We start from the raw sequence: 11,509 nt of genomic DNA, 5'->3' as shown, positions 1-11,509 counted from the left end.
CACCAGTCAGCTTATTTGTCATCCGACGGCGGTGGCTCCGTCTCGAACGATGACCACTTCAGGCCACGTTCCATGGGTTCGATCCGCAGCACGACAAATCCATTTTGGAAGATGCGCACTGTCCCGGTCGATTCCGAAACCGCAATGGCGACCGCTTTCGTCTGTTTCGAAATGGCAGCCGCCGCCCAATGGCGCGAGCCGAGTCCCTTGGAGAGCGTCAGTCCGGTTGCCGGCGCGTCGATATTGCGGCCCGCCGCACGAACCTGCCCGTCCGATGAAATAATGAAGGCGCCGTCGAGCTGTGCGATTTCCTTCATGCTCTCCTGCACACGAGGGCTGCGGATCATGCGATCCTTCGCTCCGTAGCCTTTGAACGGGTCATGCACTTGCTCGTGCGTCATCGGCAGAACCTTCCGGTGGTCGCCGACGACGAACATCGTTCCGACCGACTTGCCTTCGCGTCCTTCGCGACCGACCTCGACGGCGAGGTCAACGACCAGTCGCAAGGTTTCGAGCGGCACCGTCGTCTCGAGGCGCCGCAAGTCGCGGGCGGTCAGTCGAGAGAGTTGATCGGCCAGGTTGACAATGCTGACCGTGTCCAGAACATCGCGTTCGAAGAGGCTATAAACGCAAACGACCTTTCCGCCCGGCTGCAGCAGGTCATCGGCGATCGCTTCGAGCAGCGCCTGCGTGACCTGTAAGCTTCTGGTCTGTGGCTCATGCAGCAGCGGGACGGAATCAATTCCGTCCTCGTGCGCGGCTCTTTGCACGTCGGGCTTGTCACTGGCGACGACGAGACGCGACTTCTTCAGGATTTGCGTCATCTCTGAAAATTCGAACGGCACGTCAGCCAGCAGCAGCACCGCCTCGGCATCGCACTCGTCCGCGACTCTCTTGGCCGACGCAATCAGACTGCGAATGACGTCGGAAGGGGAGACACGTTTCATGGACGAAGTATTTCTCCCGAGGCGCCGCGGTCAGCTTATGCGTTGCAAACGCCCTTCGTCCTTCCGGTTTCGGCGCGATTGAAGAGCGTTGACGATGAGTCTAGGCGGTCGCGGAAACGTTTCAAGCGAAGTCGTTTTGCCCGGCGAACTTCCTTAAATAGCTGCCGTGGCAATTACGACCGACCGGCCATTGCGTAGCCCTGTCTGATCAATTTCGGCCGACGAGATCGCCTTGTTCCGTCGGGGTGACGAGCCGTTCTTCGCCTCGCGTTACCGCTTGGATCACGCTATCGCTGCCGGCCCAACCGTACTCTGACTTATTCGACGAGGTCGTGCGGCTGACGATTCGGCCCGACTCGATGTCGAATTTGATCACACCTTTTGGTGAACGCTGAACGAGCTGCACTAGAATTTGCGGGTCGCGGACCGGTGTAATAAGCGATGTCGAAGTTTCGATCTTGGCGACGCCGGCTTCGACCGACACCAATCGAAACTTACGAATGTACTTGACGGTCCGCTCGAGCTTACGGTCGACCGTGACCTTCGCTTCAAACTTGTCGTTCCACTCGTCACCGGGTTTCACGGCGTTCTCGGGAAGCGGAATGAGGAAATTGCGGCTCGCGGTGTCGTCGCCGGCCCCGGTTCCGACACCTTTGAGTTCTTCTGCAGTCAACAGAGGCCGTCCGGCGACGAATTCTCCCGTCGGAGAGACGACGATCTCGGCCAACGGTTTGCCGATCACGTTCTCATGCCGCTCGAAAGCCGCGGGAGCGATATCTCCTGAAGCACTGTCCCACTGGATCGGCTTACCGTCATTGAACATCGCCCGCATCACGGCGCGATCGACGGTCAGCACGAGCTTCGCGGCACCGCCGCGGCGGATCGCGCGGACTTCGTAGTGCTTTTCCATTATCGAGGTGTGGTGCGACTTTTCTTTATAATCGCCTTTGCGTGTCTCAACGACTGCTTGATGCACCGCGTGATAGGAGACCGTTTCGCCAGCGGAAAACTGGAACCGCAGCAAATACGTCTCTTCGGGCTTCACAGCTTCGACCGCAGGTTCCGTCGCCATTGAAGTGGCGGGAACGAGGCCGGCGACAAGAATGCAGAACGTCGTGAGTCGCAGCATGGGACGGATCCTTCCGTGCCGAAACGAATTGGAATCGGCGGCAGGATACCGATTTCGTCCCGTCACCGACAGGCTGATTTTCTGACAATCAGAACGCTCGCCGGTGCTCGCAGCAAAACTATCCGGCTTCCGGATCGACGCGATAATGCGGCTGACCGGCCCACCCGAGCTTCCGGTGCAGTGTGGCGTAGTAACTGTGTCCGGGTAGTTTCGCGAGTTTGAACGTCACTTCCGCCCGGCGGACCTCAATGCGATCGCCCGGTTCGAGGTCGCGTCGAATCTGACCGTCGATGACCAGCACGGCTCCGCCGGTTGATCGCTCGAGCGTCATTTCATAGAGGCTGTCCGCAGAATCGACGAGCGGTCGGTTTGTCAACGTGTGCGGGCAAATCGGCGTGACGACGAATGCCGGAAGATTTTGCCGCAGGATCGGTCCGCCCGCCGAGAGCGAGTGCGCCGTTGAGCCGACGGGCGTGCTGATGATCAATCCATCCGCGCTGTAGTCGGCGACTGCATTCCCGTCGATGGTCAGCGACGTATCGCAAATTCCCATGCACTGGGAAATCACCGCGACTTCATTCAGCCCGAGAAAGTCTTCACGTTCGCCCGTAGCCCGGATCAGGACGGACCGATACATCAGGTTTTCAACGATCGTGTATTCGCGATTGCGGAGACTGCTGAACCGCTCTTTCAACTCCTCCGGCTGAAGGTCGGCTAGAAAGCCGAGCCGACCGAGGTTGACGCCGATCAAGGGAATCTGATCGCTGCCGAACAGCCGACAAGCCCGCAGGATCGCACCGTCCCCACCCAAGACGACAGCCAAATCGGCATCGTAGCCGTTCGGTTTGGTGTCTTCGATGATTCCTTCGGCGACAATTTCGACGTCGGCTTGGGACTTGAGAAAGTCGCTGATCCAAGCCTGCGCTTTGGCGATACGCGGGGTCGAGTCCCTCGTCAGAAGGATCAGTCGAAGCGGGGGCTGAGTCATCAGAATTTCCGCAACGGGATCGGATGAGGTTTCGGATCGTACGTCAGTTTTCCACAATCTGCAGGTGAGCGACAATGAACGCCGTATCAATTGAGTCGTCGCCCTCCTCTTCAAGCTAGTGACGGATCGTATCTTCGTGAATTATTTTGCCCACGGATGCCGGTATGTCGATCGCCCCTATTTCCTCGCGGGCACGGCTTGCCCCGACTGGCTCAGCGCCGTCGACCGTAAGGTTCGGCTCCGGGCTCGCAACGTCGGTCCGTTCATTGAGGGACCGGACGAACTGCGATCGGAGATTGCCGCCGGCGTGTCCCGCCATCTTGAGGACGATGACTGGTTTCACGGGTCACGCGCCTTCGCAGAAACGACCGGACATATTGCGGTCCTGTTTCGCAAACATCTCGGTCCGGACGACGGCTTCCGCCCCGGATTTCTCGGGCATATCGCGATGGAGTTACTGCTCGATGCCGTATTAATCTCACGGAATCCGGGTCTGCTCGATCGGTATTACGAAGCCGTCTCGTCGGTCGAACCGGACATCGTGGAATCGGCTGTCAACGCGATGTGCCCGCGATCGACGGAAAACCTCAGCAAGCTGATTCCCAAATTCGTCGAAGTGCGATTTCTTGCGGACTATGTCCATCCGGAGCGACTGATGTATCGTGTCAATCAGGTGTTGAAGCGGGTCGGTCTTCCTGTATTGGATCAGGGCGCGACGGCGGTATTTGAAGCCGCACTCCCGATTGTCGAATCGCAGTCGGCATTGTTGTTGCCGCCCGACCGCTTCAGCAAAGCTCTCGTCGAAGCAGCCTGATCGATCTATCGAGACGGTGCCTTCCAACACGATTCACGACAATTTCACCAACTGCCACCGCCGTTTTGCTCACGAAATTTTTCTTCCACACGCGAGTCGCTCATGAAATATGGCTTCAACATGTTGCTTTGGACCAGTGAAGTTCGGCCGGAGCATTTCGAACTCTTGGGGCAACTCAAAGATTGGGGCTACGATGGCGTCGAGTTGCCGATCTTCTCGCACGATGAAGAAAATTTCGCCACGGTGGGCGAAAGGCTGATTGAACTCGATCTGGGTGCGACCGCCGTCTCGGTTTGCGGACCGGAAACAAATCCGATCGATGCCGACCCAAAGGTCAGGGCCGCGGCAGTCGAGTATCTCAAGCGAACGATCGATATGTGTGTCGCCTCGGGAGCGACACTGCTGTGCGGTCCGCTGCACTCGGCGCTGGGCGAGTTCAGCGGCACCGGTCGGACCGAAGACGAGTGGGAGCGAGCGAAAGAGGTACTCAGCGATGTCGGCGATTATGCGGCGGAGTCCAACGTCACACTCGTCGTTGAGGCGCTCAATCGCTTTGAATGCTATTTCCTGAACAGCCACGCCGACGCAGCGCGGTTCTGTCGGGAGTTGGGGCATCCGAGTGTCAAAATGATGTACGACACATTTCACGCGAACATCGAAGAGAAGTCGCCCGCCGATGCGATCCACGCCTGTTCCGACGAAATGGCCCATGTCCATATTTCAGAGAATGACCGCTCGACTCCCGGCCATGGTCAGGTCCGTTGGGACGAAACGTTCGACGCGCTGAAAGAATCGAATTACGACGGGTGGCTGACCATCGAGGCCTTCGGTCTGGCCCTGCCGGAGCTCGCGGCGGCGACCCGGATCTGGCGACGCATGTACGAAACCGAGGAGCAACTCGCCCGAGAAGGACTCGCCTTCATGAAAGCAAATACGGAAGGCGAGTGAGGTCGAAACAGCTCAGTTGCCGTCAGTTGCCGACCGCGATCAACGGTTGAGGCGTGAACCCGATCAAGAGAAATCCGAGCGTTAGCCATCCCAGTACGTGCCGCACCGTGCCCAACGGGATGCGGTCATTAGCCGTCGGCGGATGTCGAAAACCGGTCAGCAGTACGAGGACCAGAATCGGCATATACGAGTACTTTCCGGCGATGAACATTGCCCCCAAGGCCGCCCCGATCACCGCTGCCGAGACGACATGCTGTCGGCGGCGAATCAAGCCGTAGAGGATATGTCCGCCGTCAAGCTGGCCGACCGGCATCAAGTTCAGCGCCGTGATGAAGATTCCGATCCAACCGGCGAACAGTGGTGCGTTAATCAGCACGTCCGAAGTGCCCCACTCGTAAGCAGGCAGCAACCACCCGCAAAGCGCTTTGACCAGCAGTGGATCGCCATAGGCGATGCCCGACTCGACCCGCGGAATCGCCTCGGAACTGACGATGCCGTAGATGAGGACCCCCAGCGCGGGCACAAGTCCGCATAGTGGTCCGGCGATGCCGATATCGAATGCTTGAACTCGGTCGGCCCGCCGCCCGTTTTGAACGATCACGGCTCCCATCGTCCCGAATGGACCAAGCGGGAACGGGATGAAGTACGGCAAAGATGCCGGCACGCCGTGAAACTTTGCCGCGAAAAAGTGACCGAACTCATGGCAGAGCAAAATTGTCATGAGGCAGGTCGTGAAGACGAACGCATCGCTCAGGAACGTTATCATCAACGGAGTCGAAAACGCGTTCCAACCGTCTTGCAGCACAAGCGCCAGCAAGCAAAATGCGCCATTGAGCGGTCCGTTGATATGGCCGGGTTGCACGCCGGCAAGGAACACTGTGCCGCAGGTGAGCAGGAATAACGTCAGATGCAGTGGCCAACGCGACGAGCGTCGCCGCGGTCGGGGCACCTCTTCGACCGTCGCCGCTTGTGACGACACAACGACGGGAGTCGGGCGGCTCGAGAATAAAATCTCGACCGCCTCGTCCGATTCATGTTCATCGGGATCGGAGAAGTTACTCAACGCCTTTTTCCACTGATTGTCAGATTCGTGTGCAATCGTTGCCGGAAGCAAGCGAGAATCAAGTCCGCAGCTCTTCGGTGAACCCCGGTTTTCCCCAGCATCGCCAGGCGCCGGTCTTCGCAGCTACAATGCCGAAGGTCAATCCGAGTCGGCTTTCGAACGCGTCAGCGGACTACGTTTCGCCGCCGCGTCACTATGGTTCGTCGACGCCGGGTTGTCTCGACTCTTTCGCTCAGAACGACATCACGGAGATTTACTTTTGAACCCCGCACGTCCCGCCATCAAACTCCCCGAGCCGAACATTCACTTGACGGAAGGTTGGCACTGCCTGCACATATTCTACCAAGTCGACCAGTCGGCACTTCAGGGTTTGACTCCCGACGAAATTCGTTGGGGGATCGGCGAGATCGAAGTGTTACTCGATCCCACACGAGACGATGCGCCTGAACGGCTGCAAACCTCTGTCGTCTCCGGTCACAAGGCCGATCTAGCCGTGACCATGATGGACCCGGACCCGCTCAAGATCGACGCGGTCGTGCAAGGAATTCGGTCAACGCCGTTGGGCCCGGTGCTGATTCCGGCTTGGTCGTTCGTCTCGATCACAGAAATTTCCGAGTACGTTCCGACGGTCGAGCAGTATTCAGAACGGCTCGTTCGCGAAGGCACGACGCCGGACGATCCGTCCTATCGGGCGAAAGTGAACGCCTACGAAAAGCGTCTGCCGATTATGAACCAGCAGCGACTCTACCCGGAAATACCGAACTTCCCGGTCGCGTGCTTCTACCCGATGAATAAGATCAGGCACCCGCACGCGAATTGGTATCAGGCGCCCTTTAGTAAGCGATCGCAACTGATGGCTGAGCACGCGACATCAGGCATCAAGTTCGCCGGTCGCGTGTCCCAATTGATTACGGCGTCGACCGGTTTCGATGACTGGGAATGGGGTGTCACGCTCTGGTCACGCACGCCCGAGGACATCAAGGAAATTGTCTACACGATGCGGTTCGATGAAGCCTCGGCCCGCTACGCTGAATTCGGGCCGTTCTACATCAGCTATGTCATGAGCGCGTCCGATGCGATGAAGCACCTTCGTATCGGCTGATTTCGGTGATGTTGGCTCTTGAGACCACGCGGCAATCGCCGGGATTGATTGGGCAAACGCCGGGTGCCGGGAGCAGCGTGCCCCCGCAGGACGCGGCTCGTGCGTTCTTGCATCGACTCCATGTTCGGAAACGCTTTCGGCTGCCGCGTAAGTGAGCCTTGCAAGGACGAAATGAGCGTCCAGATGCGAGGGCGACACGCACCCCGGCACCCCAAAGTGGGTGGCTGGGGACGGGCGCGCTGGGAGGGCGGGCGCCAATAGATTTCGGATCGTTCGATACGCCGAGAAGTTCGGCACGGTCGTCCTGGCGGGCATCGAGTGTTGTTGCGGCGCGGCCAATCTCGGGGGAGAACTTTGCGACGTTTACGGCTGGACGGTGCAGATTGGGCACGCCGGATATATCAGCCACGCTACGTGCGGGCGAGCTGCGCTCGCGGTTGAGTGTTTAGAGGTGAGAGAAAAGAAATGCGGTCGAGAGAGGTACTGACCTCTCGTCTCTCAACTGTTCTCGTACGGGCGGCGCAACCGCCTTTGCTTGAATAGAGGAACACACGGTGCGCACCGCCTCTGTTCGTCCTGCCGGTGGGGGCCGTTGAAAGACGGCCGCTCCCATGCGGCGGATGTTGCCGCGGCAAAGCTGCGGACACGTGTCCGATTTTTTGAGCCGTTAGCTGTGAGCAATCCGAGCAGATTTCTACTCACGGCAGCGACCATCAGACAAACAACACCTGCGAAATCGAAAGAATCGCCGCCGGAATTCAATCTACCTAGGGAGAACTCTCGCAAGAACGCATATTAGGACCGCATCACACGGCCATCCTCTAACGGATTTCGCTTACCGTCGCCGAGTCAGGTTGTACTCCGCGTTCGCCTGATCGAAGTCGGCTGAGACGAGGCGGACGGAGAGATTGACGTCGCGATAGGCGAAATCTTCAAGCATTGTGTCTGCATCACATTGCTTCGGGGTCTCGTACTCGCGAATTGGCCATCCATAATTCGTCACCGCGACCGGCAATAACCACTCTTCATCGATGTGAATGATCGACTTGCGGTACTCGGGTGAGACCTCCGCAGAGGCGTATTCGCATTCGAAGCGAAAGCACTTCCGTCCGTCATGCTCGGCGCCTTCGGTCAGGTGGGCGATGATTCCGCCATTCCAATCCAATTCCCGCTTTCGATATTCAATAATCTGCTCGGCGAGATTTGTGAGGCCGATCTCCGTGACGGGATGACGAGATTCGCTCATCGCGACGCCGCCCTTGGGGTCGAGACGGAGCGGGCCGAGTAGTCTGCCCCGAAGTCCGCCGAGTTGGACGACCAGCTTGCCGTCATTCTCGCCGTCGGCATAGATCGCTTCGCGACCGGCTTGTTCGCCCAGCCACTGCAAATAGACGCCGAACGGTTGCTGCCGGACCTTCAGAAAGATCTCCTGCGGATCGAGCAATCGACCATCGACGACCTCCCGGCGCTCGAGTTCTGCCGTATAAGTCGGAATCGATTTCATCCGCTCCAGGCCGACCGACAACAGCTCCACAGACTTCTGGATCGCCGCTCGGCCGTCAAGATCGGGGGAGTCACTGACTGACTCAGTTTTAAGTTCTTCTTCGTCCGGCGGCGCAACGTCCGGGGCCTGATCAAGCGGAACAAAGTCGTTGGACGCCGAGAAAGGCGCCTGCGGGCTGAGTGACGCAGTGCGGACCGGTGTCAGGCGCTCGGCCGCCTCCGGAGGCGGTTCCGAAACGCTGAAGAGGACCAGTCCGCCGGTCAGTGCGACCGAGCTGCTGATCAACAGTCGCTGGCGTATCGAAAAACGGGGACGTTCCACGTTGTCATAAATTCGGAGCATGTCGCAAAGCCTCGAAATCATCGCTCAGGGGCGGTTCGAAATCGCAAGGCTCGACATCCTGTTCCATCAGATCTCGCGGTCTTGGGCGTCGGTGCCCGATTCCGCAGCGGCCTCCGTGACCGAGTCGAACTCGATCTATTATGTGTTGATCGTACGACGATACCGCAGGGCTTTTCCCGAATTCTCTGCGCGCAAACAATCGGTCCAAAGATCGCGGCCTCGCCAATTGTCAGAGCTTTCCAATATTACCGAATTGACTCGTCCGATTCCTTCCCTTTTTCCTTCGATTTCACCGGAACGAGTTCCACGGTCACCTTGGTGCCTTCGGGCGGGACTCGTTCCGTCCACGCCTCATAGACGAGGTTTTCCGTCCCGGTGGAACTGCTGCGAGCGGAGATGTCGATCATCGCCGAGGGGAAATTCGCCACGCAGATCACGTCTCCGCCTTCGGCTTCGTAAAATCGTTGCTTCGTATTGGGGTCGACGTAAATGCCGCTGCCGGCGAAGACGAAATCGGCGTCGAGCGGCTTGGTCTGCGAAGCCGCTCGGAGTTCGCGCACCGCTTTTTGATAAACCTCATTTGCGCTGCGGGCGAGTTCCTGTTCAAACTGCTCATCGCTCATCGGCCCGTACCAGGTCAGCTCTTCGTTACGCTCGTCGAATCGCAGTTTGTCCTTGCGGGTGAGTTGGATGCCGGGCGGCAATGCCTTCAGTTCAACGGCGAAGTATCGTTCGGTCGATGTCCGGACCCAGCGCCGCGCAGCGGATCGGTGCGACTTGCCCGCTTTATCCTTCCAATTGAGATAAATCTCGATCTGCTGCCCTTGCGGCGGTTTGAAGTCGGGTTGGAATTGAACCGGACTTCCGGGGGTCGCTCCCAAAACGATCAAGCCGCCGTGGATAACGGCGGCGTCCGAATCGACCGCGAGGATTGATTCGTGCTCCTTCGTACCCTTTTTGCACAGCAGCATTTCAAGGGACCCCCGAGTCAGGACGACTTCGGATTTCAGCAGCAGCTTGCCTCCCTCCCGATCAAGCCAAACCGTTTTCTGCGGGTTCAGTGGCGTTGGCTCTAGCTTCGGTGCGTCCTTATCCTCGGCCAGCGAGACCGCGGCGAATACGAGGAACGCCGTCGCGCAAACGGAAATTGCGAGAGCAAGTCGCCAAGAGGGCAATTCGGAAAAATTACCGAACACGGCATTCGTTTTATCAGTATTCATTGAGAAGCCTCAGCGTTCAGGATCGTGTCGAGCCAGTCTAAGAGGTCCGCGACGACTTTGCCCCGGGTCGGCTCGAATTCGAGTGTATGCCGGGCTCCAGGATAGGTGATCAATTTTGGCTCGTGACGCGATGCCGCGTCGAACAGTTCTTCAGTGGCCGCATTATCGACGATGCGGTCTTCACCGGCGAGCATCAACAGACAAGGAATTTGCAAAGCGGCGGCGGCCGAATTGGCAAGTCGATCGAGCTCCAAACCTGCCCGGAGGAACGAGACGGATACATGATGAAGCGCTAACGGGTCTGTCTCAAGAAATCTTCTTGCGGCAGGTTCGGCTGTGAATAGCGACGAATCGTGCAGCGGCAATTCGATCAACTTCCGACCCGCGCCCAGTCGGTCCGCGCCTGCCAGTAGGACTTGCTTCGCCGTCGAAATGGGGAGCCGCGTCCGGATGCCGGGATAGAGCAGCCCGACTGCTTGGAACAGGTCGGGTCGAGCCGCGGCGGCTGATAATGCGATCTTTCCCCCCCAACTGACTGACAGCAGAGCGGGACGCGACCCGCATTCATGCGACGCCGTGCTGCCTGCAAATTCGAAGAGATCGGCGAGCAAACGATCCGCGGATGACGCGTGCCCTCGATCGACATCGTTCAAGCCACTGCCCCGCCGATCGAGAAGCAGGACACGCCACCCGGCCATGGAAAGAGCCGTCGCGGTCTGCGTGTACCACCCGCCGTGGCTTTGAATCCCGTGCAGAAAAATCACGGTCCCTCGGGATTCGACTGGCTCAAAACGGCGGTAGTGAAACTGATAGCCATCCGAGGCTTCGAAAACTTCGACCTGCGAACGGCAAGCCGGACGCGGCTTCCAAGAGCCTTCCAAAAATGGAGCGTCGTCGCGTTGCTGGGGAGTCATCAACTGTAGTTTTCCAACACGCGTGAAAACTGCCCGATGGCGCCTTCGCTAAACAGGACGATGCGGACCACAATCTTTCGATCTGTGTTCTTCATCCAAGAGCCGATTTCATCGATCGTAGCCTCGGCGGCCAGATCAATCGGATAGCCGTAGACCCCGGTGCTGATCGCGGGGAACGCGATGCTTTCGCAATTGTGTTCTACGGCGAGATCGAGACAGACACGAATCGCCGAGCGCAATTTCTGCTCCTCGCCGTCGCCGCCGCCACGCCAGCGCGGCCCGACAGCGTGAAAAACGTATTTGGCATTCAGCTTGCCCGCCGTCGTCGCCACTGCTGAGCCTGTGGGGCAGCCTTCGGGATAGCGACGGTCGGTCTCGGCCATGATCTCCGGACCGGCTGCTTTGTGAATGGCCCCGTCGACACCGCCGCCACCTGCGAGATGGGCGTTTGCCGCGTTGACGATCGCATCGACCAACTGTTCGGTGATGTCACCGCGGACCAACTCAAGGTCACATCCGGAAATAGTGCGCCGCATTT

At 58.6% G+C, this 11,509-nt stretch carries 11 protein-coding genes; 3 read left to right on the top strand and 8 right to left on the bottom strand.

Annotation, left to right across the window (positions count from 1 at the left end; all coding sequences use genetic code 11):
- Window positions 1–11: 11 nt before the first annotated feature.
- From Pan189_RS11185 to Pan189_RS11175, 3 genes are all read right to left on the bottom strand, one after another.
- Window positions 12–947, bottom strand: a complete 936-nt coding sequence (locus Pan189_RS11185; RefSeq protein WP_310820337.1) for a DNA integrity scanning protein DisA nucleotide-binding domain protein — start codon at window positions 945–947, stop codon at window positions 12–14.
- Window positions 948–1,155: 208 nt separating this feature from the next.
- Complete coding sequence (locus Pan189_RS11180; protein ID WP_145364001.1) at window positions 1,156–2,076, bottom strand: hypothetical protein; 921 nt, start codon at window positions 2,074–2,076, stop codon at window positions 1,156–1,158.
- A gap of 118 nt (window positions 2,077–2,194) precedes the next feature.
- Window positions 2,195–3,064, bottom strand: a complete 870-nt coding sequence (locus Pan189_RS11175) for an NAD(+)/NADH kinase (protein WP_145364000.1) — start codon at window positions 3,062–3,064, stop codon at window positions 2,195–2,197.
- 136 nt (window positions 3,065–3,200) lie between these two features.
- Here Pan189_RS11175 and Pan189_RS11170 point away from each other — a divergent pair, with 136 nt between their 5' ends.
- Together Pan189_RS11170 and Pan189_RS11165 are read left to right on the top strand one after the other, a co-directional pair.
- Entirely contained in the window at window positions 3,201–3,878 is a 678-nt protein-coding gene (locus Pan189_RS11170; RefSeq protein ID WP_145363999.1) for a hypothetical protein, read from the top strand.
- A gap of 102 nt (window positions 3,879–3,980) precedes the next feature.
- On the top strand, window positions 3,981–4,826 hold the full coding sequence (locus tag Pan189_RS11165; RefSeq protein WP_145363998.1) for a sugar phosphate isomerase/epimerase family protein: 846 nt from the start codon (window positions 3,981–3,983) through the stop codon (window positions 4,824–4,826).
- 22 nt (window positions 4,827–4,848) lie between these two features.
- Here Pan189_RS11165 and Pan189_RS11160 read toward each other — a convergent pair whose 3' ends face one another.
- Window positions 4,849–5,889 (bottom strand): site-2 protease family protein, encoded by a 1,041-nt coding sequence (locus tag Pan189_RS11160; protein WP_145363997.1) that lies wholly within the window; start codon window positions 5,887–5,889, stop codon window positions 4,849–4,851.
- A 259-nt stretch (window positions 5,890–6,148) separates the two neighbouring features.
- Here Pan189_RS11160 and hemQ point away from each other — a divergent pair, with 259 nt between their 5' ends.
- A complete protein-coding gene (hemQ, locus tag Pan189_RS11155) occupies window positions 6,149–6,991 on the top strand; it encodes a hydrogen peroxide-dependent heme synthase (RefSeq protein ID WP_310820336.1) in 843 nt (280 codons plus the stop codon).
- An 835-nt stretch (window positions 6,992–7,826) separates the two neighbouring features.
- Here hemQ and Pan189_RS11150 read toward each other — a convergent pair.
- From Pan189_RS11150 to Pan189_RS11135, 4 genes are all read right to left on the bottom strand, one after another.
- A complete protein-coding gene (locus Pan189_RS11150; RefSeq protein WP_310820335.1) occupies window positions 7,827–8,837 on the bottom strand; it encodes a DUF1571 domain-containing protein in 1,011 nt (336 codons plus the stop codon).
- A gap of 245 nt (window positions 8,838–9,082) precedes the next feature.
- Complete coding sequence (locus tag Pan189_RS11145) at window positions 9,083–10,057, bottom strand: YdjY domain-containing protein (protein WP_145363995.1); 975 nt, start codon at window positions 10,055–10,057, stop codon at window positions 9,083–9,085.
- Window positions 10,054–10,971: an alpha/beta fold hydrolase gene (locus tag Pan189_RS11140; RefSeq protein ID WP_145363994.1), complete on the bottom strand. Its 918-nt coding sequence runs from the start codon at window positions 10,969–10,971 to the stop codon at window positions 10,054–10,056. Before Pan189_RS11140 ends, Pan189_RS11145 begins: the two co-directional genes overlap by 4 nt.
- Window positions 10,971–11,507, bottom strand: coding sequence for a macro domain-containing protein (locus tag Pan189_RS11135; RefSeq protein ID WP_145363993.1), 537 nt, complete (start codon window positions 11,505–11,507; stop codon window positions 10,971–10,973). The genes Pan189_RS11140 and Pan189_RS11135 overlap by 1 nt, the downstream gene beginning before the upstream one ends.
- Window positions 11,508–11,509: the final 2 nt, after the last annotated feature.

This window comes from Stratiformator vulcanicus (assembly GCF_007744515.1).
GTDB lineage: Bacteria > Planctomycetota > Planctomycetia > Planctomycetales > Planctomycetaceae > Stratiformator > Stratiformator vulcanicus.
The sequence above is the reverse complement of the archived record's forward strand: the minus strand, read 5'-3'. Positions and strand labels throughout refer to the sequence as shown.